Source organism: Pantoea sp. RG18, from assembly GCF_025910075.1.
Taxonomy (GTDB): domain Bacteria; phylum Pseudomonadota; class Gammaproteobacteria; order Enterobacterales; family Enterobacteriaceae; genus Pantoea; species Pantoea agglomerans.
Genome location: NZ_JAPCIL010000002.1, coordinates 989193 through 1013433 on the forward strand (window position 1 = coordinate 989193; position 24241 = coordinate 1013433).

General features: G+C 53.0%; 22 protein-coding genes. 10 read left to right on the forward strand and 12 right to left on the reverse strand.

The window, feature by feature from the left end; all coding sequences use genetic code 11:
• Positions 1-141: 141 nt before the first annotated feature.
• The 5 genes from hipB (at position 142) to OK409_RS05070 (ending at position 5735) form a co-directional block, all read left to right on the forward strand.
• The gene (gene hipB, locus OK409_RS05050; protein ID WP_022625644.1) at positions 142-390 is read left to right on the forward strand and encodes a type II toxin-antitoxin system antitoxin HipB; all 249 of its coding nucleotides are present in this window, start codon (positions 142-144) and stop codon (positions 388-390) included.
• Positions 390-1703, forward strand: coding sequence for a type II toxin-antitoxin system HipA family toxin (locus tag OK409_RS05055; RefSeq protein WP_022625645.1), 1314 nt, complete (start codon positions 390-392; stop codon positions 1701-1703). Before hipB ends, OK409_RS05055 begins: the two co-directional genes overlap by 1 nt.
• Positions 1704-1807: 104 nt before the next feature.
• A complete protein-coding gene (locus OK409_RS05060) occupies positions 1808-2014 on the forward strand; it encodes a type II toxin-antitoxin system MqsA family antitoxin (RefSeq protein WP_010244885.1) in 207 nt (68 codons plus the stop codon).
• 178 nt (positions 2015-2192) lie between these two features.
• A complete protein-coding gene (locus tag OK409_RS05065; RefSeq protein WP_264366823.1) occupies positions 2193-3614 on the forward strand; it encodes a M24 family metallopeptidase in 1422 nt (473 codons plus the stop codon).
• A 75-nt stretch (positions 3615-3689) separates the two neighbouring features.
• Positions 3690-5735 (forward strand): FUSC family protein, encoded by a 2046-nt coding sequence (locus tag OK409_RS05070; protein WP_264366824.1) that lies wholly within the window; start codon positions 3690-3692, stop codon positions 5733-5735.
• A 386-nt stretch (positions 5736-6121) separates the two neighbouring features.
• Here the strand turns inward: OK409_RS05070 and OK409_RS05075 are convergent, their stop codons facing one another.
• From OK409_RS05075 to OK409_RS05110, 8 genes are all read right to left on the reverse strand, one after another.
• The gene (locus OK409_RS05075) at positions 6122-6457 is read right to left on the reverse strand and encodes a gamma-glutamylcyclotransferase family protein (protein WP_022625647.1); all 336 of its coding nucleotides are present in this window, start codon (positions 6455-6457) and stop codon (positions 6122-6124) included.
• A gap of 225 nt (positions 6458-6682) precedes the next feature.
• Complete coding sequence (locus OK409_RS05080) at positions 6683-7399, reverse strand: fimbrial assembly chaperone (RefSeq protein ID WP_010670153.1); 717 nt, start codon at positions 7397-7399, stop codon at positions 6683-6685.
• Positions 7365-8690 carry a fimbrial usher protein StbD gene (stbD, locus tag OK409_RS05085; protein WP_033771784.1) on the reverse strand — a complete coding sequence of 442 codons (1326 nt, stop codon included), beginning with the start codon at positions 8688-8690 and terminating at the stop codon, positions 7365-7367. The genes OK409_RS05080 and stbD overlap by 35 nt, the downstream gene beginning before the upstream one ends.
• Positions 8691-8694: 4 nt before the next feature.
• Entirely contained in the window at positions 8695-11256 is a 2562-nt protein-coding gene (locus OK409_RS05090; protein ID WP_264366825.1) for a fimbrial outer membrane usher protein, read from the reverse strand.
• The gene (locus OK409_RS05095) at positions 11228-11974 is read right to left on the reverse strand and encodes a fimbria/pilus periplasmic chaperone (RefSeq protein WP_010670151.1); all 747 of its coding nucleotides are present in this window, start codon (positions 11972-11974) and stop codon (positions 11228-11230) included. The genes OK409_RS05090 and OK409_RS05095 overlap by 29 nt, the downstream gene beginning before the upstream one ends.
• Before the next feature lie 57 nt (positions 11975-12031).
• Positions 12032-12577, reverse strand: a complete 546-nt coding sequence (locus OK409_RS05100) for a fimbrial protein (protein ID WP_010670150.1) — start codon at positions 12575-12577, stop codon at positions 12032-12034.
• A 20-nt stretch (positions 12578-12597) separates the two neighbouring features.
• Positions 12598-13116: a LuxR family transcriptional regulator gene (locus OK409_RS05105; RefSeq protein WP_227028290.1), complete on the reverse strand. Its 519-nt coding sequence runs from the start codon at positions 13114-13116 to the stop codon at positions 12598-12600.
• A 1739-nt stretch (positions 13117-14855) separates the two neighbouring features.
• Positions 14856-15875, reverse strand: a complete 1020-nt coding sequence (locus OK409_RS05110) for an alpha/beta hydrolase (protein ID WP_050679539.1) — start codon at positions 15873-15875, stop codon at positions 14856-14858.
• 741 nt (positions 15876-16616) lie between these two features.
• Here OK409_RS05110 and uraH point away from each other — a divergent pair.
• Complete coding sequence (gene uraH / locus OK409_RS05115; protein ID WP_010244915.1) at positions 16617-17039, forward strand: hydroxyisourate hydrolase; 423 nt, start codon at positions 16617-16619, stop codon at positions 17037-17039.
• Between the two features lie 14 nt (positions 17040-17053).
• On the opposite strand, the gene OK409_RS05120 is transcribed toward uraH, so the two are convergent.
• Positions 17054-17977, reverse strand: coding sequence for a LysR family transcriptional regulator (locus OK409_RS05120; protein ID WP_264366826.1), 924 nt, complete (start codon positions 17975-17977; stop codon positions 17054-17056).
• A 152-nt stretch (positions 17978-18129) separates the two neighbouring features.
• On the opposite strand from OK409_RS05120, the gene OK409_RS05125 reads away from it, so the two are divergent.
• Positions 18130-18879 carry an SDR family oxidoreductase gene (locus OK409_RS05125; RefSeq protein ID WP_223565444.1) on the forward strand — a complete coding sequence of 250 codons (750 nt, stop codon included), beginning with the start codon at positions 18130-18132 and terminating at the stop codon, positions 18877-18879.
• 263 nt (positions 18880-19142) lie between these two features.
• On the forward strand, positions 19143-20243 hold the full coding sequence (locus OK409_RS05130) for an NADH:flavin oxidoreductase/NADH oxidase (RefSeq protein ID WP_031592311.1): 1101 nt from the start codon (positions 19143-19145) through the stop codon (positions 20241-20243).
• Positions 20244-20286: 43 nt separating this feature from the next.
• Here the strand turns inward: OK409_RS05130 and OK409_RS05135 are convergent, their stop codons facing one another.
• A complete protein-coding gene (locus OK409_RS05135; protein WP_010670144.1) occupies positions 20287-20871 on the reverse strand; it encodes an NUDIX domain-containing protein in 585 nt (194 codons plus the stop codon).
• Positions 20872-20953: 82 nt separating this feature from the next.
• Between OK409_RS05135 and OK409_RS05140 the strand changes: the two genes are divergently transcribed.
• The gene (locus OK409_RS05140) at positions 20954-21703 is read left to right on the forward strand and encodes a DeoR/GlpR family DNA-binding transcription regulator (protein WP_033771771.1); all 750 of its coding nucleotides are present in this window, start codon (positions 20954-20956) and stop codon (positions 21701-21703) included.
• Here OK409_RS05140 and OK409_RS05145 read toward each other — a convergent pair.
• Positions 21696-22214, reverse strand: coding sequence for a glutamate racemase (locus OK409_RS05145; RefSeq protein ID WP_264366894.1), 519 nt, complete (start codon positions 22212-22214; stop codon positions 21696-21698). The genes OK409_RS05140 and OK409_RS05145 overlap by 8 nt on opposite strands.
• Before the next feature lie 120 nt (positions 22215-22334).
• Positions 22335-22733: a VOC family protein gene (locus tag OK409_RS05150; protein WP_010244934.1), complete on the reverse strand. Its 399-nt coding sequence runs from the start codon at positions 22731-22733 to the stop codon at positions 22335-22337.
• A 447-nt stretch (positions 22734-23180) separates the two neighbouring features.
• Here OK409_RS05150 and OK409_RS05155 point away from each other — a divergent pair, with 447 nt between their 5' ends.
• Positions 23181-24212: an NADP-dependent oxidoreductase gene (locus OK409_RS05155; protein WP_010244937.1), complete on the forward strand. Its 1032-nt coding sequence runs from the start codon at positions 23181-23183 to the stop codon at positions 24210-24212.
• Positions 24213-24241: the final 29 nt, after the last annotated feature.

Here is a 24241-nt window from a genome sequence, read left to right on the forward strand (position 1 = left end):
TAAAGGATAATTGTGCAATTATCCGTTATGGGGTATAAAGTAATTATTATCCCCTCCAGGGGGTAAAAGCTGTTTTATACCCTGTCGGGGATAATGCCCCTGCGCTATGCTTACAGCCTGTGATCCAGAAGGAGCCACCCCATGATATACAGCCCGCTACAGCTGGCAAACCGGCTAAAGCTCATTCGTCAGCGCAATGGCTGGACCCAGAGTGAACTGGCGAAAAAGGTCGGCCTGAAACAGGCCACCATCTCTCACTTTGAAAATGCCCCTGACAGTACCTCGCTGGCAACGCTGTTTAAGCTGTTACAGTCGCTGGAGCTGAGTCTGGAAGTTCAGGAGAAAGAGGAGGCCAGTGCGCCTCAGCTGCATGATGAGGATGAGTGGTAATGCAAAGGCTGATTGCGTGGATGAACGGCGAGCGGGTAGGCGTACTCACCCGCCAGCGAAACGGCGCTCATGAGTTTCAGTATGATACCGGCTGGCTGAGTAATCCGCTCTCCAGGCCGCTGTCACTTTCGATGCCGTTGCAGGTAAAGGCTCTCACCTCACACGCCGTGATTAACTTCTTCGATAACCTGCTGCCGGATAGCCCATTGATTCGCGACAGAATCGTGGCGCGTTACCAGATTAAATCCCGTCAGCCGTTTGATCTGTTGCAGGAAGTGGGACGTGACAGCGTCGGGGCGACTATGCTGCTGCCGCCCGATATGCCACTGCCCGCACTGCAGGCCCGCTATGAAGTGCTGGATGAAACCCGGCTCGAAAGCGTGCTGTCGGCCTATCAGTCAGATATCCCGCTGGGGATGCTGCGTGAAGAGACCGATTTCCGTATCTCGGTCGCAGGGGCGCAGGAGAAAACCGCACTGCTGCTGACCGATGAAGGCTGGAGCATTCCTGCCGGTGCCACGCCCACCTCGCACATCATTAAGCTGCCGATCGGAGAGATTAAACAGCCGGCCGCGACGCTGGATATGCGTGAAAGTGTGGAGAATGAGTATCTCTGTCTGGCGCTGGCCCGTGCACTCGGTATCGACGTGCCGCAGGCAACGATTATCCGTGCCGGACAGATGCGCGCCCTGGCGGTAGAACGTTTCGACCGCCGCTGGTCACGCGATAAAACCCGGTTGATTCGCCTGCCGCAGGAGGATTTCTGTCAGGCGCTGGGACTGCCATCTTCAACCAAATATGAGTCGGATGGCGGGCCAGGCATTGCGGAGATCATGCAGATACTGATGGGATCGAGCAACGCCATCGAAGATCGCTATCGCTTTATGATGTTCCAGGTGTTTCAGTGGCTGATTGGCGCAACCGACGGTCACGCCAAGAACTTCTCACTGTTTATTGAGCGCGGCGGCAGTTATCGACTGACTCCCTTTTATGATGTGATCTCCGCTTATCCGGTACTGGGCGGCACCGGTCTGAACAAGCGAGCGCTGAAACTGGCGATGGGTCTGCGTGCCACTAAGGGGAAGAAGACAGAGATCGACAAAATCTTCCCGCGCCATTTTATCGCCACGGCAAAAAGCGTCAGTTTTGATCGTGACAGTTTGCAGCAGATCTTCGACTTCTTTATTAAGGCCTTTCCCCAGGCAGTGGTCTCGGTGCGCGATGCCTTGCCGCCCGATTTCCCGCAGCACATCGCCGACGCCATTTTTAGTCATTCACTGATTATGCTGGAGCGGCTGCGGCACAAAGAGTGATGGCGCTTATGAGCTGGCAATATCCTGAAAAACCTCTCCTCATGTGTATGGCTAAAAGCCTGTCGGCTATGCTTATCTGACAGGCTTAACAGGAGAGTCATGGTATGAAGTGTCCGGGATGTGAAGGAGAGGCGTTTGTGTACGCCACGCGCGATGTCAGTCTTAATACGGGTAATCCGGAGGACGTTGTGCCAGATGTAAAGGGCGATCACTGCATCCGCTGTGGAGCGGTGATTATGAATGCCGGAACGTCGGAGTTATATCCCGAAAAGGCTGAAGCGCTGGAGAATGCAGGCGTGCCCATCAAATAACACAGAGAGCCCGTTTAGCGCGGGCTTCTTTGTCTCTGTTACAGGTGAATGTCCCTCTTTTGATAACACGCAACGAGTAAGTTGTGTGATTGTGGCACCCTACAGGTTAAACCTCAGGTTTACCCTGGGAACGGAAATCACAAACCCCCGTCAATCAATCTGGCCACTGGAGTGCGTTATGGATGCCAATCGCTATGCCCTGGAAACAATCCCGTCACCGCCGGCATTTCCCGGTGCTGCCAGCCCTGTGATGTCTGATGAAACACTGCATCGCCGTCTGGCCATCATTATTGAGCGGATGCAGCAGCAGCAGATTGCGCAACTGATTATCTATGCCGACAAAGAGCACGGCAGCAATTTTGAATATCTGGCGGGATTCATTCCGCGCTTCGAGGAGGCGCTGCTGGTGGTGACTCAGCAGGGCGAGCTCACCTATATCATGGGTAATGAGAACCTCAAGCTGGTGCCGTTTGCCCGCAATCCGGGACGCTGTCTGCATGCGGCGGTCTTTTCTCTGCCCAACCAGCCTATGCGCGGGGAGCAGCCCCTGGATCAGCTGTTAACAGAGGCAGGGATAGTGGCGGGCGAACGCACCGGGCTGGTGGGCTGGAAGTTATTTACCGGCAGGCAGCAAGGGATGTTTGATCTGCCGCAGTTCATCTATGCCGCGGCGGCGCAGGCAGCGGGCGGCGATGCACAACTGGTAAACGCCACCGGATTGTTTATCTCGCCTGACAACGGTGCACGCTGCGTTAACGGCGCCGATGAAGTGGCATTTTATGAGGCCGGGGCCAATCTTGCTTCAACCGCGATGCTGGCTGCGCTGGATAGCGTAGCGCCGGGCGTCACAGAGAAGGTATTAGGCGCACGTCTGAATGCAGAAGGGCAGCCAAACACGGTGGTGACGATTGCCGCGACCGGCGATCGTTTCGCCCAGGCCCGGCTCTATCCGTCTGATAAACGGATTGCGACAGGCGACAAGCTTTCTCTTACCACCGGCTACAAAGGCGGGCTGACCAGCCGCTCGGCTTACGTGGTCAGTGACGCTTCTGAGTTACAGTGTAACGTCTCCGACTGGCTGACCCGGCTGGCGATCCCCTATTATCACGCGGTGGTCAGCTGGCTGGAGCAGCTGCGGATCGGGATCACCGGCGGCGAACTCTATTCGCTTATCGAAACGGTGCTGCCGAAAGCGCAGTATGGCTGGCATCTTAATCCGGGGCATCTGGTGGCTGACGAAGAGTGGCTAAGCTCGCCCATCTATCCCGATTCAGCCGTGACACTGAAAAGCGGTATGCTGCTGCAGATTGATATTATCCCGTCGGTGCCGGGTTATGGCGGCTGCAGTATCGAGGATACGGTCGGACTGGCGGACGCGGCGTTACGTCATGAGCTGGCGTGTCGTTTTCCCGATCTCTGGCAGCGAATGACTCAGCGCAAAGCGTACCTGACAGATGTGCTGAGGATTGAGCTTGCCGAAGAGGTGATTTTGCTCTCGAACACGGTAGGCTATCTGCGCCCTTTTTTACTGGATAAGCGCCGTGCGCTGGTGCGCCAGCAGGGGCTTAACCGGCCTGATGCGGCCGGTAATAATTTGTAAAATTTAACTGAGAGTAAAACGCAGGCGCATCTGTCAGGATACGCGCCTCAGAAAGTTCCTGGTTGCTCTCATTCGATGAAATGGTTTACCAAAAACGCGGTTTTGTTTGCCTGCAAAACCTCCTTTGCCGCGTTTATCGCACTCTCTGTGGCGCTCGTTCTTAACTTCGAAAAACCCGCCTGGGCGCTGACCACGGTGTTTGTCACCTCGCAACTCTATGCAGCATCGACCGTCTCGAAATCGCTGTTTCGCCTGCTGGGCACGCTGCTGGGCGGCATCTTTATTCTGCTGATCTACCCCGAAACGGTGCAGTCGCCAGTGTTGTTCAGCCTGTGCGTATCGCTGTGGGTAACGGTTTGCCTCTGGCTCTCTCTGCATGACCGCACGCCGAAGAGCTATATCTTTATGCTGGCTGGCTACAGCGCAGCGATTATGGGATTTCCAGACGTGGAGTCACCGTTGGCAATCATCAGCACCGTAGTTTCACGTATTGAGGAGATTACGCTGGGCATCCTTTGCAGCACGCTGGTTCACCGGCTGGTGTTTCCGGTTTCGATGCATCATCTGCTGGGGCAGAGCGTTAACCTCTGGTTTCAGAACGCGCGCAAACTCTGTGATGAACTGATCAGCGGAATGGCAAAGAACAAATCGCTGGAGCGCGAAGATATCCTGATTCAGATGGCGGGATATCCGTTGAATGTTGAAACGCTGCTGACCCACTGCGTCTATGAGGGCGAAGCGGCGCGTAATGTCATCCGTCTGGTCAGCGTACAGTATCAGCATCTGACTTATCTGCTGCCGACACTGACGGCGATTGAATCACGGCTGGGTGTGCTGGCCGAACTGAATATTCGTTTTCCGCCGTGCGTCACCGACGTGTTTCAGCAGTTCCTGTTGTGGCTGCATCACGATCGGATTAACGATATTGCCGGACTGCGTGAAGCGATTGCTGCCAGTCAGGCAACCCTGGAGCACGAATGGCGGGCCGGGCTGCTGGCAACCGAAGAGAGCCTGCTGCTGATTGGTCTGCTTGAGCGGCTGGCTAACTTTGTGCGCATTGCCGATGCTTATGAGAATGTCAGTGCGCGCGCAGGGGATCTCTACAGCCACGGGGATGGGGCGGCGATCCGCAATATCCGGGAACACCGGCATATCGATAAGGGACTGTTACGGCTGTCCGCGCTGACGGCATTTCTGGCGACCTTCCTCTCCAGCCTGTTCTGGATCGGCAGCGGCTGGGCCGATGGGGCGAATGCACCTCTAATGGCGGCGATTATCAGTTCATTTTTTGCTGGTGTCGATTCCCCGGTAACGCCGATGAAGCTGTTCGTGAAAGGGGTGATGATTGCGCTGGTGGTCAGCCTGTTCTACATCGCTTTTCTGATCCCGCAGGCCAATACCTTACAGGCGCTGATGATCATACTGCTGCCCGGTCTGATGCTGCTGAGCCTGGTGATTGCCAATCCGGCGACCAATCTGGTAGGGCTGAGTGTCGCCATCCAGATCCCCGGTTTTATCGGCTTAAGCCATCACTATGTCCCGAATCTGATCGTCACGCTGAATGCGGCCATCTCCTCGATGGTGGGGATTATGTTTGCGGTAGTGCTGACGGCGTTGATCCGCAACAAACGGCCGTCATGGATAGCCAGAAGAGCGGTGCAACGAGGGCTGCGCGATCTGTTAGGGTTTATTAAAATGGTGGAGCGCAATTCCGCCACGCTACTGTCACGGCAGCAATTTATTGCGCGGATGCTCGACCGGGTGAATATCATTCTGCCGCGTAAAAGGCTCGATCCGGTGCCGGATATCGTGGTGGGGGGCTATCTGATTACTGAAACCTGGCTGGGCGCCAACTGTTATGACTTCTACGCACGTTATCGTGAGGTGCTGGAGAGTCATCAGATTGATAGTGGTCAGATGTTTCACGAGCTGGCGCTATACCTGAAGCGCAAGATGAAGTCGCTGCAGTTAGCGCCACATCAGGATCTGCTGGAAGAGCTGGATCTGTTGCTGCTAAGACTGGAGCCGATCGCCCGAGAGGAGAGTGTGGCTGTTGCGCCCTTAATCCATCTGTTTAATATTCGGGTATCACTGTTTCCACATCAGCGCTGGCCAGATTAACCCGGTATAACAGGGCTGGCTGGTGGGGCTAAGAGAGCGCTTGCCGGGACCAGAGCGGACAATCTTATTTTAGTTACATCATACATTAGGTCTTAATTAAATTGAGAATCAGGCAGCGTGCCCATTTATTTGTCTTGCAGGAAAATAAGGTCAGCAGAGTGGAAAGGTTGGTTTGTAAAAATGGCCAGCAATGGCCTGAGCGTGAAGCGCAGGCATTATACCGCTTTTAAATCAGACTGTTGCATTCAATTCTCTAGCCAGGCACGCCTGGTTAATACTGGTCATAAGCGCGTCCTGCTGCGTCAGAAGCCTGCAACAAGAGCAGGGCGCGCGCATCCCAATGCAGGAAAGCAGGGTTGATGCAGGAAACGTTCAGCGGTAATAGCTCAGCGGCTTTCCTGCGGCTGAAGCTGATAAATCCACGCACTGTATTGCCGATTATCCTCGGCAGAAACGCGAACCTCGACGCGATCGTAGCCATCTTCAAACGCATCCAGCATCGGCCAGTGGGCGTCCAGCTGGTCGGAGAGAAACAGATAACCCGGCACGTCGGGCCCATGCTCATCCAGAACGATGCCCGGAAAATCAGCCGCTGCGCCCCAGCCGCGCTGATAGAAGGTACCGTTCACAGAACCGGCCAGCCATTCTCCGCCAATATTTTCCAGGATATGGGCATTCTCGCGGCCCGGACAGAGCGTGCCATAGACAAATAAGCGTTTCATTTTTTCTCGTCGTTGAAACAGTGGAAGCCAGCAACTCTAGCGCGGCTAAAATGGATTGTCTTGCGGAACTGCCTCTTCAGCCTCTCAAAACGCCATGCGTAGGTAAATTCTGCGTACTGCCCAGCCCCATCAGATGCGCAGAATTCATGTAGCGACGCCCTGGACTGCCGCAAAAGGTCGGATTTATGTGCACTCTGCCTGTCGGCAGATGGCACTCCCGTCCGGTTACTTCAAGGTTGTCGTGTAGTTAACCGGAATCCCCTGGTCATTGATCACCGCATAACTCACTGACTCACCGGGTTTCGGCAGAGTGTGACTGTCAATGTAAGCATCAGATTGTGGGGCAAGAGTGAGATTTTTTATTGATTGCTGACCTTCAGAATAGACATTCATGCTCATGAACCAGGGAGTAGGGTTGGTTATGGCGATTTTATTTCCCTTTACCGCGAAACGGAGCTTTTCCGGATCGGTGGTCAGCGGGGCGTTTAGTCCCTCAGGCCGTATAAAGATTTTTAGCCGGATTCGCAGCGGTAACACCACTTTACGTTCAGCCGCGTTAAGCTCTTTTTTCAGCGCAGGGATCTGATAAATATTTAACCAGTAGAGGCTCTCTTTGTCCGCGGGCAGCGCCTGACGTGAAGTGAGTACCAGACGCAACGATCGCATTTCTCCCGGATACATTTTTACCACCGGCGGTATGACTATGACGGGCGTGATGCTGGCGTCGGGTGAGAGAGTCAGGTCACCGTCATCTGTCCAGATTTGCAAATACGTTTCGTTTCCGCCGCTGTTGACGACGTTAACAGACTGGCTCAGATCCGATTGATTGAAAACGATCCGGGTTTTATCCACATTGACCACCGCCCAGACGCTGAATGAGAGCAGGACGCCAGATAACACAACGACGTTACTGAAAACTGACCACAACCTGTAACTGCGCATTGACTGTTCCTGCTGTAATAGTTTGCCCGCTGAGCGCTTCAAGAGAGGCGGTGAAATCACCACTGTAAATATCAGCGCCTCCTGAGGAGATTTGCGACGTTAAATCTTTATAGGCATACCAGCCACGGCTGTTGCCCGTGCCCGTCACTGTTCTGTCAGGCAGTAAATTGAGCGCCATATTATGACTGTCATAAATTTTTATACCGACGCCGGAGGCGGCAGCGCTGCTACCATAGTGGGTATCCAGCAGCCAGGTTAACCCGCCGCCAGCTGTAGTCAGCCCCAGATTTCTTGCCTGCGTTACCGCATTTGACTGGTTAACGAGAAAGCCCATAGCGACATTTGCTGACGTGATCGTCGATGTACTGGTGCCGGAGATGGCACCGGACTCGCACTGGATAGTGATAGTAAAAGGAGCCTGACTTTTCCCGCCCGCGGCAAGGGTATTCACGCTTACGGTAGGCAGCAGCACCACCGAAGGATAATCCTGGACTTCGCATAGCGCGCCACGCACATAGGTGACATTTGAGAAGGTGCTCCAGGCAGCGGGCCAGTTACGGTAAAAACCATACCAGTAAGAGAGACTATCCTGGCCCACTTTCAGATTATTGGTATCCAGCCCGGGTCCTTTAAAAGCAATATATCCGCGAGGTTGTGTCCAGTTGTCCACATAGCGATTGCTGTTGCTGGCGTAATAGCGCGTAGAGTCTATTTTAAACATTTCATACAGCACATTGCTGAAAGCACTGGCCGGAATATAAATATAGGTGCCATCAGAATACCAATCACTGGCTGTCAGCTGTCGGGCTTTCCAGTAGCGACTGTAATATTCGCCGGTTGTCAGGTTAGTTAGCCTGACGGCAACATTTGCAGCGACATCATAATAGGCGCCGTCCACTTCAGAGGTAATATATTGACCGGCATAGGGGCTGTCGCCATTGGTGGCATACATCTCATACAAACTGTCTGCATCTGCCACGGCGCAGCGGTAAAGAATCTGGTTAGCTGAGTAGGAAACATTGCTGGCCGATGACAGAAAGCTGCCTACCGAGCTGGCCAGCAGTGTGCCAGAGGGCTGGAAGGTCTTTCCGCTATTGATGCTGATCACAGATGGCAGGCCCACATTCCCTGAGCAGGTGTCGCAAGCGCCGGTCCAGTAGGCGGCGGTATAGCCTGCTGCAATCGCGCTTTGAGACAACGAGGATGTGGCGGTAACAACACTGCAATTAGCCCAGGCGGGCACATTGAACAGCAATAATAAGATATACAGGAAATATTTTTCGATTCTCACACGATTAACCCTTATGGCAGACAGCATCCAGGCGAACAATATTCTCATTCACGCGACCGGTTATTTGATAATTAACAAAACATGTTTTATTGCCCTTATATTCCCAGTTTACCTTTAAGGTTCCAGAGTCATGCGGTACACGTGCATATAATTGCCCACCCTGGCCCACAATACCTATCACGGTATTATCAGCATCACGGACCTCGGTGCCCATTGGCGGGATTTCATGATCTTCATTTTTGAGCGCGATTAAGACGGCCTTACCCTGCAGCGTGGCAAAATTAATTCGGGTAACGGAACCGGCATAGGGCACAACGCGCTGGCTTCCGCCGCTTAATTCGGCATCAGCATTCATATAGCGTGTATCAAGGCTGACGGTGTTGGCCTGATATGGCGTCAGCGACGGCAGGATAGCGTAACCAAAATGATCAATGACGGCACCCTGACCATTGCGTACGCTGGCGCCCTGGGCACCATCCGCATGGATAAGCGCAAAAGTGTCGCTGGTATAAGGTCCGGCGGTGACGCCGCCGCGATGAATCAGCAACGTACCAGAAAGCCCTAATCCAGCCTGGCGATAATTATCCCCCTGACCATAATTCGCTCTGACCGCGCCTGCGCGCGTATTCTGCTGAATATTTCCGCCGAACGAGACACTGTGGCCGCTGTTACTTTGCGTATTTTCGGTTCCGCCATACAGGGACCAGGATCGCTGATTGTTCTCGCCAGATGAACCGGTCAGTGAGAGCGTCGAATTGCGCGTTTCTTTAGACTGGTTGTAGTTATAGGCCACTGAGGTAGTGTGATTGCCCCAGTTCAGCGGAACCGAGACATTCAGTGAAACGGTATTTTCGGTATATTTCTCGCGGTATGCGTTATCACCATCGTCCAGGTTCAGCCCGAAACGATCATAATTCCAGGTCGTACGCTGACGGGCAACGTTGAGACTGTAACTGATGTTATTCCAGCTGTTGCTGTAACCTAACTGAAGCTGAGTAATACGTGACCGGTTATTATAGTAATCCGCCGTGCTGCCGCTCAGGCTGATTAAGCCATAATCGGCCATTGACTGACTCAGGGTCACAGAAAAATTATTACGCTGATGCAGCGTATCTGAATAGTAACTGATGCCATTGTCCTGCTGGCGCCGAACGCCCAGCACATCCTGCAGGTCGCGATAACCGCTGGTTGAGTAACGATAGGCGGCCAGGACCAGATTGGTGCCGGTAGCAAAGGTTTTGCTGTAGCTCAGCTCGGCGCGCCATCCCGAAGCATTTCTGTTCTGTGCGACCTTTGCATCAGAAAAGGTGGTGTTTAATCCCACTGCGCCCGCTGCCGAAGTCCAGACACCGCCAAGCAGCCAGGCCTGATAGTCCTGAGCCAGCCGCGATCCTGCCGTAGCGGTCAGTCGGTTACTGATACCGCGCTGCAACAGCCCTTCGAAGAAGGTGTTATTAACTGAGTAGAATTGCCGTACCCGACCCAGTGCAACCGAGTAATGCCAGTTTCCCGGCCTGACCGAGTCAGGCACAGAGGCATAAGGAACGGTAAACGAGGACGTTTTGCCATTGGCTTCAATAATCTCAACATCGAGATCGCCCTGGCTTCGGGTATTGTACAAATCGTTGATCACGAAGGGACCAGGCGCCACGCTGGTCTCATAAATAACGCGATTCAGCTGCCTGACGATAACCCGGGCACTGGAGGAGGCCACACCGCGAATTTCGGGCGCATAACCACGCCGGCTTTGCGGACGCATCCTTTCATCGGTAGTGAGCTTAATGCCATTATAAGAAAGGCTGCCAAACTGCGAACTTTCTGTATAGCTGTCGCCCAGTGTCAGCAGACTGTTCAGCGGTTCAATGGGGCGCTGAAGCCAGGTTCTGACCGTTGTGTAGCGAACGTCGCTGCCGGTAACGTTATTGTCGATAAACCGCAGATTGCCCTGATGGCGCAGCTGCCAGTTATCAATATTAGTGCCCGCCGTGATGCCACTCCAGAGATACTGGTATCTGTAACCGGAAGCGCTATTTTCCGTCCAGCTATAATTGGTGTTATGCCGGATGAAAAGGGCGGAGATCCCTTTATCCCATTCGGCGACGGGAATATTTCCCCTGGGCAGATGAATTAACTCCGCATCCGGAATGGTGAACTGCAGCCGCAGTGAAGCCTGATCAAATTGCCAGCGGGCCGCTGATGACCAGTGACGCAAGGGCTGACAGCCCTCGCTGGCTGAGGATTTATTCAGTGACTTAAGGCTTAATGATTCAGCCACCGTCAGCGGGAGACAAGGTTCTATCGGCTGACCTTTCTCAGCTGACAGAAAGTTCAGGGTGACGCCGCTTTTAACCAGCTTATTGTTAACATAGATATCGACATAATAGTTGCCGGGGGCGATAGTCTGATGGTTAAACTGATCAATATTCTGGCCAAAGGCGGAACCTTTAAACAGCGAAGGATCGAAGTAGTATTCATCAGCGTGTCCATACGGTGAAAAAGTAAATGATGCACAGAGAGGCAAAAAAAAGATGCGGATATTACCTGCCTGCAATCGGATAGTCTTCACTGACTTTAGCTCCCTGGTCATTCATTGCTGAAAGAGAAATCACGCTATTAGCTGATAAAGAGTGCGTTGCCGGTTTACACCTGACTATTTTTTTGGCAAAGGGCGCAATCATTTCGGCTTCGCAGGCTGTTTTTTTGCCTGCTGTTTTTATTGCAACCTCTGTAAGTGAGAGATACCAGGGTTGAGTGTTGTTGATTTCAACCCCCTCTTTTTGCATCGTTACCTTTACACCGTCGAAAACATTAACCGGCTGACCAATCGCTTTAGGACGATAAAAGAGTTTCATGCGGTTACGTAACATTAAAACAATACTGTTACGGCCTGATTCCGCCTGAATATTACCAGGGGGGATCTGCAGGGAGTTGAACCAGTAAATCGTCTCGCGATCCTGTGGTAATGAGACATTAGGTATGAATCGGATTCTTAAAACCTGGCCGGTCAGAGGCTGGATCCGAAACAGCGGTGGCGTGATAATAAAAGGCACGTCACTCTTATCGCCAGGTTGCGAATCCATATTGCCATTATCAAGCCAGGCCTGAATGACATAAGGAATATTATCGTTGTTCTTTAACTGAACATCGACGGAGAGAGCATTACCCGGATAAATAATTCGGCTGCCAAGAATAGTGACGCTTGCCTGGACGTTATCCGAAATAAACGTCATCAAAAAAATCAGTATTACCATTTTTAATGGGAACAGCATAATGCGCGAATACATGTCGGATATCTCAAGCGTGGCGTGCGTATCTGGCTATCCAGATACGCACGAAAAATATTACTGGTAAGTCACGGCATATTGCAGTGATGCGGTAACGGTACCCGCCGTTGGGGTGCCGGATGCGTAATAACGGGCAGAGTAGGTGGCAGAGCCAGAAGTTTCACCGGTCTGCAGTGTCAGATCACCGCTGCCGGTATAACCACTGGTCAGATTAACCACCGCATCTTTCGGATCGAGGATTTGTACCTCAACATTTTTTGCGGTTCCGGTGTTAGATAAATTACCGGCAGCGCTAACGTTATTCCCCACAAACACCGTCGAGATTTTGGTGGCCGAGGTACTGTCCCCGGCGCAGCCGCTAACGCCCACGGTGAAGGTGGTATCACCCGCAGTTGCACCAGAGGCAGCAAGGTCCGAAGTACTGACCGTTGGCAGCAGCACGACAGGGGACGCATTGTTGCCATTTACGGAAACAGAACAGGTTTCAGTGGTCACTTCTCCCTGAAAGTTGATGGTGTTATCTGAAGCTGCAAACACGCTGGCTGACACCAGCCCGGCACTGATTAACACAGCAAGATTAAGCGTTCTGAATTTGGTGTTCATTTAATACTCCTTTATCATAATTATGCGGAAAATAACTGATTGAGGCTGATGCCCATTTTCCGGCGAATGGCATCTTTGATGTTATAAACACGCTTGACTTCAACTCCCATTTCTCTGGCAATAATCGGTAGTGACAGTCCGTTCATCGCCAGATCAAGGAACCGAACTTCATCCTGTTTAAGTGCATTCACTTTTTTCCTGACCTCGCCTTTTAAACCGAAATAACAGCCCTGGATTTGTCTGTTTATCTCCTCCAGGGACAGGTCGGCATAAATCACAGTTTGTATACGCAGGTCCTCTTTTTGCCAGTACGCCGCAAGCGGCTCCATATGGCGATCACTGACGATAATCAGCATTAATCCCGTATGTTTCAAATACTCAATCCAGTTGCTATTGGTAAAATACCTGACATTTTCCCTGGAGAAGTCAACGAATACACATCCTCTGCAAAAGAGGCTTTCATATTTTCCAGCGACCATGCTGAGTATGGATGAAGAGAAAAAATGATTCCCTCCAGGCCAGGTGGTAATTTTTTGCAACGGACATCTGTTATAAATGTCTGATGCGCGATGGGTGAGATCACAGCCATATTTACAACTGGCGCAGCGAATTTCCTCTCTGGTTATCTTTATCATAATATTTTGGCGTTGTTGCGAGAGTTGTGATTATTTTATCGATAAAAATCTCCGCGTTTCAAGGCGATGAAAATTATCCGCTATTTTCTTCATTCGGATTTTTCTTAAGGGGTCACCTCCACGGGCGGGAGTAATATTTGTTGAAAATTCGGGACAAAAAGGGCGACGACGCCCTCAGCAGTGCTGAGAGACCAGGATTTTTTTACGTCCGTTAGGAATATTTCGCAAATAACGCCACTTTGATCAATAAAAATTCCGCACTCAATGCTAAATATGAGCGAATTTTGTTCAGTGATCAATTTTGTATATAGCGGCCACTATGATGGCATTGATAAATGATTTTTTACTGGCTCTATTATTGCTTTCTCCCTTACTTCATTGAAACGATCTGCATTTTAAATGGCTTTTATAAAAAAATTAGCAACGATATTTATAGTTCACATCCCATTTTATTAAGAATACTCCTGGTAACAAAGATGTTAATTGACGCACTTGCTATAAATATTGATCTAAATCAGTTATTTAGTGCATGGAAACATCACTATTTTAGTTAGTGTCATTAAAAGAAAAGAGATCTATATTTATTTTTTTCCCGGACGTTATCATTCAGATTTTGTATACGAAGAATCATTCTTGCTGTGCGAAATTTACGTTCTGCTTTTTTGTCAGATTATACAAGATAGTTATTGGATGACAGGACAGAGCAGGGACGTTACACCTCATTTTGCGTGTCGCTGATAGTGCTGAAAACGACCGGATGTTACTGACTCTTATTTTCAAGGCTCAGGGTAAAAGATCACTACGTTACGGTGACTGCCTTGCAATCGCAATGCGAATAGCCGGTATGAGTCCGGCTGACCAGACAGCCAGCAGAAAGCTGACTCAGGCTTTCTTGCTCATTACAGGATTAACCTGGCAAGGAACAGAGTGAAGAAAGCGTAGTTACACGTGGACGCGTTTACGACAATTTAGTGGTACGCACGGCAGACAACGAGGATGAACATAAAGCGGTGATGCATAGACGCCTCTACAGCATTTTTGTGGCCGACAGCCCTGATGAATGCGCTAATTTTCACGTAGCGACGTCACTGCTTAAGTTGTGCAAAGCACCTGAGCAGAGAAACGGTCAGAATGCGCAGCAGTGCATCCACCAGCCAGCCGCAAAGGGCGAAGTCGTCATTGCAGCGTCCGGCTGCAAATCTCCGATATCAGGTTTGTTGATGAGAGGATAGCGTGTAGAGTCGCTGAAGAAGATGTCCCGCAGGGAAAGCCATGCTGAATAACGTAGCATCACATTATTTCAGTTTCGGAACAGAGTAAACGACAGTAACAAGGTCAGGCAGACGTTGTGATCGTTTCTGACAGATTTTGCTGTACAGAGGAAAACAGTCAGGATCAGCCCAAAATGGTGAGCAGACCATACAATAGAGCATCACGCTCCCGGTCATAATCAATATACGTATAATGTATATTATGTTAAATTAGATATTAACAGCGCACTTATCGGCTGGATACTGCTCCGTTCTTTCCTGGTGTTCCGGCAATCGCACTGCCCTGCGTCTTAGAACTGATTCCTTCAAACTTACTGACCGATAAGAACCCGGACGACGATTCGGTCCGGGGTTGGTTTCATGACCGGTCAGTTATTTGAGATGCGAACGCAACTCTTCACCCGCCTGATTAATAGCTGTTCTGACCGTGGGTTCCTGACTTAACGCGTTCAGCAAACCGTAATCATGAATCATGCCATTGTAACGCGTCACGGTAACCGGCACGCCTGCTGCATCCAGCTTACGACCGAACGCTTCACCTTCATCACGTAACACATCCAGCTCTGCAGTCTGAATCAATGTTGGCGGCAGCCCCTTCAGCTGTTCAGTGGTGGCACGCAACGGTGATGCCAGGATGTTATTACGATCTTTTTCCGAAACGGTATAGTTATCCCAGAACCACTTCATCATGTTCTTCGTCAGGAAATGTCCGTCAGCAAATTGATCATACGACGCGGTGTCGAAACGCGCATCGGTAACCGGCCACAGCATTACATCATAACGGATGGCCGGCGTTTTAAACTGCTTCGCCTGCAAGGCAACCGCCGCCACCATGTTACCGCCAACGCTATTACCAACCAGCGCCAGACGTTTTCCGTCAACGCCAATGTCAGCGCCATGTTCGGCGACCCATTTAGTGGCTTCATAGGCCTGAGTAATTGCCACCGGGAAATGGGCTTCTGGCGATGGTTGATAATTGACAAATACCGCAGCAGCGCCGGATGCATTCACCATGTCCCGTACCAGTCGCTCATGGGTCGGAAAATCACCCAGCACCCAGCCACCGCCGTGGAAGAACATAAACACCGGCAAGGTGCTGCTGGCGTGCTCGGGCTTAACGATGGTCAGCGTCAGAGGCTTGCCCTGTACGGTAATGATCTTCTGTGAAATCTGTGCCGGCGGCAGTTCTGCGCCCTTCTGCGCCCCCGTCAACACCGCTCGGGCATCTTTGACGGAGAGTTGCTCAATCGGTTTACCACTCCCGCTGTTGAGCGCCTTCAGGAAAGCGGCCACGCCTGCGGTCGGTTGCGGACTGTTTTCAGTGGGTGCAGCAAACGCGGTACTCATCTGGCTGGCTAACAATAATGCACTGGCGATCAGTTTCATTTTCATCATAGGGTTCCAATTAACTTGCTATTAAGTAGTGTGCTATCTGGTTGGCAGGACAATGACACGGCGAACCTGGATTGTAAACTACTAAATAGCACACTATTTATCTCAAGCTTTTACCCTCTCTGACTATTTTCGTCATTAACAGACTACTTTGCTGCTATCTGTATCGATTTTCAGCAATTAAGCACTGCGCCTGAGCACCTGAAAAAAGTTAAAAGCATAGAGTTTTTTTCTGGTTAAGTTCAGCATGGACGCCAACGGTGCTCGCTACCCTATCCCGCTGCCGCTGCTGAGTCCGTTCGGTTATACACCCTGTCTCGGTCAGACCTTTGTACGTATCCGGCTCGCTGACCAGACGTGCCGGATTCACATTCTCACGTCATTCGCGACGGAAAGCAGCCCGCCCACGAGTCGATACATGTCCGGTAGTTGATAACTGACGAGACGATTCTGTGGATAGATCAGAGGATTGCTATCGCTACGTTGCCCGCCAGGGGCCAGGCTTTGTTTTATTGCTGAATTCAGAGAGGATTTCATCTGGTGCCTCTGTTCCCTGATTAGCTATGACTGCACAGGTGCTGGACTATGATTAAGCAGAAACTTTGTATGATGTAACTAAAGACATTTTCCTTCTTTCTCAGAAATTTCACATTTCCTGCGGCTAAATATCTCTTTGCCCTCAGACGCATTACTCTCTCTGCACTGTCACCCGACTTCAGACAATCAATAAAGGAAACATTGATGAAAACTTCATATGCCTTGATCGCAACATTACTGATGACCTCTGGCGCATCCGCTATCGCTGCTCAGCCTGCTACCGCTAAAAACCCACTGAGCGTGCACGTTCTTAACCTGCAAACTGGCCAGCCAACGGCAGGCATCGAAGTTGAACTGGATCAGAAGCAGCAGGATAACTGGGTGAAACTGGCATCAGGCGTCACCGATAACAATGGTCGCATCAGCGCCCTGTTCCCGCAGGACAAAACAGCCAGTGCGGGTAGCTACCGCGTGGTGTTTAAAACCGGTGACTTCTATAAAAAGAACAACCAGAAAACCTTCTTCCCGGAGATCCCGGTTGAGTTCAACATGGAAGCCAGCGGTGAGCACTACCATATCCCGTTGCTGCTGAGCCCGTTTGGTTACTCTACCTATCGCGGCAACTGATCCCGATCCGGCACTCAGGTGCCGGATCTCCCCTCTCCCGCTACCCGCGCCGGAAAGCACTCCACCAGCCAGTCGATAAATACCCGTAGCCGTTGCGTCACGTGCCGGTTTTGCGGATAAACCAGATGAAACGGATAACCCGCCGGACGCCAGTCGTGCAGGATCTCAACCATTTCTCCCTGCCGCAGAATCGACGACAGCGAATAATTAAATGTCTGAATGATCCCAAGCCCTGCCAGTCCCGCGGCCAGATGCGCGTTGCTTTCATTGACGCCTATGCGATGCGCACTGGTGATCTCAATTTTCTCTCCCTGACGTTCGAACCGAAGCGGAAATGGCTTGCCGGTTTGCGGCGAGAGATAACTCACCAGCCGGTGTCCGTTGCGCAGTTCATCAGGATAGGCGGGCACACCGAACGCTTTAAGGTAGGCGGGTGTCGCGCAGGTAATGAGCGTAGCGTGCCCTATCAGGCGGGCAATCAGTGAGGAATCGACCAGCGGACCGCCGCGGATCACACAATCAACGTTGTCGCTAATAAGATTGACCGGGCGATCGGATACGCCCAGATCCAGCGTAATATCAGGATAGCGGGCAAAGAAATCGGGCAGCAGCGGAATCAGAACGTCCCTGGCGGTAGATCCGCCGACATCAATGCGTAACTGCCCACGCGGCTTACTGCGCAGTGAATTGAAACAGGCATCAATATCCTCGAGATCGTGCAGGATGCGTAGCGCTTTCTCATAGTATTCACGCCCTTCTGCGGTGATGGTCACGCGTCGGGTGGTGCGCTGCAGTAGCCTGACGGAAAGATGCGCCTCCAGCTCCTGAACCAGCTTACTCAGCGTCGCCTTCGGCATATTCAGCGAGTCCGCCGCCCGGGTAAAACTGCCGCTTTCCACCACCCGTGAAAAGGCTTTTATCGCCAGCAGCTGATCCATTCTATCTCCCTATTATCCACCCGTGTGGATAGTCATTTTCATTTTAGCGGATTTATCCACCAATCCTCCTCTCTTACAGTAGCAATCAGTCCGGCAGCCCCGCTGACCGGGAATAACCCAAACTGTCTAAGAGACTATCCGGAGAAGAACTTATGAAAGCATCACTCGCAGGAAAAATTGCACTGGTTACGGGCGGAACAAGCGGAATTGGCCTGGCTACCGCCCGGGAGCTGGCGGCACAGGGCGCACAGGTTTTTATAACCGGCCGTCGTCAGGCGGAGCTGGATGCCGCCGTCGCTGAAATCGGCGGAACCGTCAGCGGCATCCGCGCAGACGCCTCACAACTGCACGATCTCGATGAGGTTTACTCGCGAATTGCAGCGCAGGCGGGACGCCTCGATATTCTCTTTGCCAACGCCGGGGGCGGCGACATGCTGCCGCTGGGGGCGATTACTGAAGAGCATTTTGACCGTATCTTTGGCACTAACGTACGCGGCGTGCTGTTTACCGTCCAGAAAGCCCTGCCTCTGCTGGTTGATGGCGCATCGGTAATTCTGACCGGATCGACTGCCGGAGCGCAGGGTACTGCGGCTTTTAGCGTCTACAGCGCCAGTAAAGCGGCAGTGCGCAATTTTGCCCGTTCGTGGGCGCTGGATCTGAAAGATCGCGGAATCCGGGTCAATGTCGTGAGCCCCGGCCCTGTCCGTACGCCTGGGCTGGGTGATCTGGTCAGTGAAGATCAGCGTCAGGGCCTGTTTGATGCGCTGGCAGCACAGATACCGCTTGGCCGCCTGGGTGAACCGCAGGAGGTTGCCCGCACCGTTGCGTTTCTCGCCTCGGATGCCGCCAGCTTTATCAATGCGGCAGAACTGTTTGTTGATGGCGGAATGGCACAGGTCTGAGACTCACCCTGTAGCTGAAAATCAGACCCTGGTGATTGTCCTTACCCGTTACGTAAAATCCCGGTTCGCCGGGCGTGAGCAGCAAAGCGCGCCAGGCTGAACCGTTAACGTATCAATGCCTGCCTGAGACATCAGGCTGCGTTGATCTGTAACCTGAATACGGCACGCCGTCATAAAATGTCACGTTGAAGAAACACCCGCCTGGCAAATCCCCCGCTATAGTTATTGCCTGTCACGTCAGTCATAAAAACCATGGAGATAACATGAGCCAACTTTTTTCCACTGTCTCGCTGGGCGAACTTACGCTGGATAACCGCATTGTGATTGCGCCGATGTGCCAGTACTCCGCTGAGGCGGGCAATGCGACCGCCTGGCACCGTATCCATCTTGGCCAGCTGGCCTTTTCCGGCGCAGGTCTGATGATTATTGAAGCCACCGCCGTAGAGGATATTGGTCGCATCTCCCCAGGCGATCTCGGTTTGTGGAATGATGATAATGAAGCTGCGCTGAAAACGGTTCTGGAAGATGTCCGCCGCTACTCCTCTATTCCGGTTGGTATTCAGCTGGGCCATGCGGGACGCAAAGCGTCGTGTGCCGTACCCTGGGAAGGCGGTAAGCAGATTGCGCCTGAAGCCGGCGGCTGGCAAACCGTGGCTCCGTCCGCACTGAGCTACAGCGCGGATGAAGTGAAACCAGTTGCCATGAACACTGACGATCTGGCGCGGGTAAAACAGGCCTTTGTCGACAGCGCCCTGCGTGCGGTGCGTCTGGGAATTCAGCTCATCGAAGTGCATGCCGCACACGGCTACCTGCTGCATCAGTTCCTGTCGCCGCTGTCGAATCAGCGCAGTGATGAATATGGCGGCTCGCTGGAAAACCGTATGCGCTTCCCACTGGAGGTCTTCAAAGCCGTTCGCGATGCCGTACCCGCTTCCGTGCCGGTAGGCGTGCGCATTTCTGCCACTGACTGGGTTGAAGGCGGCTGGGAGATCAATCAGTCAATCGCCTTTTCGCGTGAGCTGGAAGCGCTGAACAGTGCCTACATTCATGTCTCAAGTGGTGGTTTGTCAGAAGACCAGAAAATCAGCGTCGGACCCAATTATCAGGTGCCGTTCGCCCGCGATATTCGTGAGCAGGTGTCGATTCCGGTGATTGCGGTCGGCTTAATCACTGAGCCGCAGCAGGCAGAAGATCTGCTGCAACAGGGTGAAGCTGACCTAGTGGCGCTGGCGCGCGGTATTCTTTACGATCCGCGCTGGCCGTGGCACGCAGCCGCTGCGCTGGATGGTAAAGTCCAGGTTCCGCCACAGTATCTGCGTTCTGAACCGCACGATGTAAAAGGCATCCTGACGCAGGATCAGTAAGCTTTAACGGGCAGACCGCCGTTAATGCGGTCTGCCCGTTCTCTTATAAAATGCCTTTCAGCCGCAGATGCTGCAGCAGCATGATGGTCTTGGCATCCACAATCTCACCCTGGTCAATCGCCTGTAACGCCTGGTCGAAACCGATCTCAAGCACCTCGATATCCTCACCCTCTTCCGCTATTCCGCCGCCTTCACCGCTACGCTGCTGATCGCCATACTCGGCAATAAAAAAGTAGAGTTTTTCAGTAACCGAACCGGGGCTCATAAAGGCTTCAAACACCTTCTGCACATGGCTGACACGAAAACCGGTTTCCTCTTCGGCTTCGGCAACAATACGCGCTTCCGGCGAGGCGTTATCCAGCAGACCGGCGGCCGCTTCAATCAGAAAGCCATCATGCCCGTTCAGGAAAATCGGAAAGCGAAACTGACGGGTCAGTACCACCGTACGTTTGTCACGGTTGTAGAGCAGGATCACTGCGCCATTACCGCGGTCATAGGCTTCACGGCTCTGCTCCTGCCAGCGACCGTCACGGCGCAGCAGCGAGAACGTATATTTCTTCAGGGTATACCAGTTGTCTGACAGCAACTGCTCATTGATGATGCGCACGCGGGGATGGTTCTGCTGCATGATGCTCTCCAGGATAGTAGACAACCATCACGCTATCATGCACAATCGTGCAACTTCAAGAAAAAACATGCAAAGGCCAGTTATGCTATCCAGCCAGCGAAAACAGACGATTCTCGCCCTGCTCGCCCAGGAAAAACAGGTGCAGTCGCGGGACCTCAGCCAGCGATTTGGCCTCTCTGAAGACTCTATCCGCCGCGACCTGCGTGAACTGGCGGCTGAAGGATTGTTGCAGCGGGTACATGGCGGCGCGCTGCCGGTTTCCGCTGCGCTGGCCACCTTTGAAACGCGCAAAAGCGTGCAGACTGCTTCCAAACAGGTTATTGCGCAAAAAGCCGTTTCACTGATCCAGCCGGGACAGATCGTACTGATTGATGGCGGGACCACCAGCGCGGAACTGGTGCGACGGTTACCCGCCACGCTGAGCTTTACCGCGGTTACGCACAGTCCCAGCGTGGCGCTGGCGTTAGCCGATCATCCACTCGTGGAGATCATACTGATTGGCGGCCAGCTCTATAAACATTCAGTGGTGACGGTGGGCGCAGCGATGCTGGAGTCGATCAACCGCATCAATGCCGATCTCTTTTTTATGGGCGTCACCGGCGTGCATCCGGCGGCGGGCCTGACCACCGGTAATTTCGAAGAGGCGACGGTCAAGCGTGCGCTGGCAGGACGCGCAGCGGAAACCGTGGTGCTGGCGTCAGCGGAAAAGCTGAACTCCGCCTCGGCGTTTGCCATAGGAGACCTGTCGCTGGCCAGCACGCTGGTCGTGGAAACGCAGCCGGATGAGGCGCTGCGACAGGCACTGAGCCAGCAGGGTGTGACGGTCATCTGAGTTCGTAGCAGGCCTGCAGCGCAAGATGCGGACCGGTCAATGGTCGCTGTGTGTCAGGAAACTGCTGTGCTACTGGCGTCATTGAGCTTTGCGCCAGGGCCACCGTAACGGCTCCCTGCTGATAAGCCTGCTCTGCTGCTGCTGCAATCAGTGCAAAATAGCGTGTTGTCTCCCCCGCTTTAAACGCCGTCCACGCTCCCTCCACCAGCGCGACCTCCACCTGGCTGCCGGGCTGACAGAAAAGTGCCCGCGTCGCCGCCAGCGTTGATTCTGCCGCACAGAGCGCGACTGTGCGCCCTGCCTGACGCTGCAGCGCCTCCGCTAGCATTTCGTCGGTGCGTATAACCCGATCCTGCGCGCTGAAATCACCGGCAACTGGGCCCAGCGTCGAGCAGGTGATCAGTACCGCATCGAACTGCGGCAGCAACGTTTCAATCATTTGGGCAATACGGCGGCGTAACGCAGTCGTCATCCCGCCGCTGCGTTCCGCTTCTGCCAGCAGCGCAGGCATCACCAGATGATTCAGCGGCGGATTGTCACGCGCCAGTGCGCGGGCGGCATCATCAAATATCGCGATATTACTGGCCGCGGTGTGAAAGCAAAGAATGTTCAGGGTGAACTCCGGTACAGGTCAGATTGCGGATTGCCAGGCTGCATGCTGGATAACAACACGATAACCATCCCTGTCGATAAATGTCACGCCCCGTTGGTCCCAATAGGGATTAAATGAATTCAACCGCATAAATCCTGCCTCATCCATACAGGCACATCGGGCCAGCCAGTCAGGCCGTTGCGGAATGTAGAGCACCAGCAGGTCCTCATCTGTTGGCGATGGCCGGACGGGATGCGTGTGACAGAGCGTGAATTCGAGATGCCAGGCCAGCCCTTCAGCGCCCAGCATCACGCCACTGAACCCCTGATGATCAGTAAACTCACCGATTTCTTGCAACCCCAGCCCGTCACAATAGTTCTGACTGCTTTGCGTCAGGTCTGTCACCGGTCGGGCAATACGCAGATGCTGGATAATCATGGTTCTCTCCCTGTAGAGTTCACTGATATTTATCACAATCTTCAGAGCTTCCCGTGACGCCGGATGCGCAGCAACTTCCCATGCCCATAAATTGAAGGCATAAAAAAACCCGCCTTAGCGGGTTTTGGAGGAAGCTGACAGTCAACCAGCCTTTGCTTCGCGTGAACGCACTGTGCCTGAGCGCTCCGCAAGATCAAAACATGCCGCACTGCTGATGACCCGCCTGCCCGTTTTTTGCAAGCGGATGTGAACAGCCATCAGACTGAATCCATGACGCCAATGGTCCTGCATCCGCTGTGTCCCCGTGGTTAGCACCCTATGCCCTGTTATCGGTAAATCAGTTTACCGCTCACAGCGCTAAACGCATTCCCGCCACTGTCATCTACACTTTCCCGGTATTCATATGGTGATGCCCTGAGCATTGCCCGGCTATAAAAGGATGACAATATGACTGAACAAGCAACCCAGAACCATGCCTGGTTACTGGCTTCACGCCCACACGGTGAGCCGACCAAAGAGAATTTCCGCCATGTGGCGCAGCCCGTCCCGGAAATCAAAGAGGGTGAAGTACTGCTTAAAACCATCTATCTCTCGCTCGACCCCTACATGCGTGGGCGGATGGACGAGGGTAAATCCTACGCCGCGCCGGCAGAGCTGGATCAGCCGATGGTGGGAGGCACCGTCTGTCAGGTCGCCGAATCGAAAAACAGTGACTTCAAGACCGGTGACTGGGTGCTGGCGCAGAGCGGCTGGCAGGAATATGCCGTCTCCGATGGCAAAGAGATTGCGAAGCTGGGCAACGATCTGCCTCATCCCTCATGGGCGCTGGGTATTCTCGGTATGCCAGGCTTTACCGCCTATATGGGTCTGATGGATATAGGTCAGCCGAAAGCGGGTGAAACCCTGGTCGTTGCCGCCGCAACCGGTCCGGTGGGCGCAACGGTCGGCCAGCTGGGTAAACAGAAAGGCTGCCGTGTCGTTGGTGTGGCGGGCGGTGAAGAGAAATGCCGTTACGCGGTCGATACGCTGGGCTTTGATGCCTGCCTCGATCACCACAGCGCCGACTTTGAAGAGCAGCTGAAAAACGCCTGCCCGGATGGCATCGATATCTACTTCGAAAACGTCGGCGGCAAAGTGTTTGATGCCGTATTCCCGCTGCTGAACACCGCTGCGCGCGTGCCGGTCTGTGGTCTGGTCTCGGCTTACAGCCAGCGTGAGCTGCCGCAAGGCCCGGACAGAACCTCTCTGATCATGGCGGGCATTCTGAAACGCCGTATCCGTATGCAGGGCTTTATCATCTTCCAGGATTATGGTGACCGTTACCCTGAGTTCCTGGAGGCGATGCGTCCGCTGGTGGAGAACAAAAAAATCCACTATCGCGAGCACATGATTGAAGGATTAGAGAACGCGCCACAGGCGTTTATCGATATGCTGAATGGCAAAAACTTTGGTAAAACCGTGGTGAACGTCGGCGCCTGATGACGTTAGCGTGCCGCGTCACTGACGTG

Coding starts and splice junctions, on each gene's coding strand:
- hipB (WP_022625644.1), top strand. CDS start 142: ATGATATACAGCCCGCTACAGCTGGCAAACCGGCTAAAGCTCATTCGT.
- OK409_RS05055 (WP_022625645.1), top strand. CDS start 390: ATGCAAAGGCTGATTGCGTGGATGAACGGCGAGCGGGTAGGCGTACTC.
- OK409_RS05060 (WP_010244885.1), top strand. CDS start 1,808: ATGAAGTGTCCGGGATGTGAAGGAGAGGCGTTTGTGTACGCCACGCGC.
- OK409_RS05065 (WP_264366823.1), top strand. CDS start 2,193: ATGGATGCCAATCGCTATGCCCTGGAAACAATCCCGTCACCGCCGGCA.
- OK409_RS05070 (WP_264366824.1), top strand. CDS start 3,690: ATGAAATGGTTTACCAAAAACGCGGTTTTGTTTGCCTGCAAAACCTCC.
- OK409_RS05075 (WP_022625647.1), bottom strand. CDS start 6,457: ATGAAACGCTTATTTGTCTATGGCACGCTCTGTCCGGGCCGCGAGAAT.
- OK409_RS05080 (WP_010670153.1), bottom strand. CDS start 7,399: ATGCGCAGTTACAGGTTGTGGTCAGTTTTCAGTAACGTCGTTGTGTTA.
- OK409_RS05095 (WP_010670151.1), bottom strand. CDS start 11,974: ATGTATTCGCGCATTATGCTGTTCCCATTAAAAATGGTAATACTGATT.
- OK409_RS05100 (WP_010670150.1), bottom strand. CDS start 12,577: ATGAACACCAAATTCAGAACGCTTAATCTTGCTGTGTTAATCAGTGCC.
- OK409_RS05110 (WP_050679539.1), bottom strand. CDS start 15,875: ATGAAAATGAAACTGATCGCCAGTGCATTATTGTTAGCCAGCCAGATG.
- uraH (WP_010244915.1), top strand. CDS start 16,617: ATGAAAACTTCATATGCCTTGATCGCAACATTACTGATGACCTCTGGC.
- OK409_RS05120 (WP_264366826.1), bottom strand. CDS start 17,977: ATGGATCAGCTGCTGGCGATAAAAGCCTTTTCACGGGTGGTGGAAAGC.
- OK409_RS05125 (WP_223565444.1), top strand. CDS start 18,130: ATGAAAGCATCACTCGCAGGAAAAATTGCACTGGTTACGGGCGGAACA.
- OK409_RS05130 (WP_031592311.1), top strand. CDS start 19,143: ATGAGCCAACTTTTTTCCACTGTCTCGCTGGGCGAACTTACGCTGGAT.
- OK409_RS05135 (WP_010670144.1), bottom strand. CDS start 20,871: ATGCAGCAGAACCATCCCCGCGTGCGCATCATCAATGAGCAGTTGCTG.
- OK409_RS05140 (WP_033771771.1), top strand. CDS start 20,954: ATGCTATCCAGCCAGCGAAAACAGACGATTCTCGCCCTGCTCGCCCAG.
- OK409_RS05145 (WP_264366894.1), bottom strand. CDS start 22,214: ATGCCTGCGCTGCTGGCAGAAGCGGAACGCAGCGGCGGGATGACGACT.
- OK409_RS05150 (WP_010244934.1), bottom strand. CDS start 22,733: ATGATTATCCAGCATCTGCGTATTGCCCGACCGGTGACAGACCTGACG.
- OK409_RS05155 (WP_010244937.1), top strand. CDS start 23,181: ATGACTGAACAAGCAACCCAGAACCATGCCTGGTTACTGGCTTCACGC.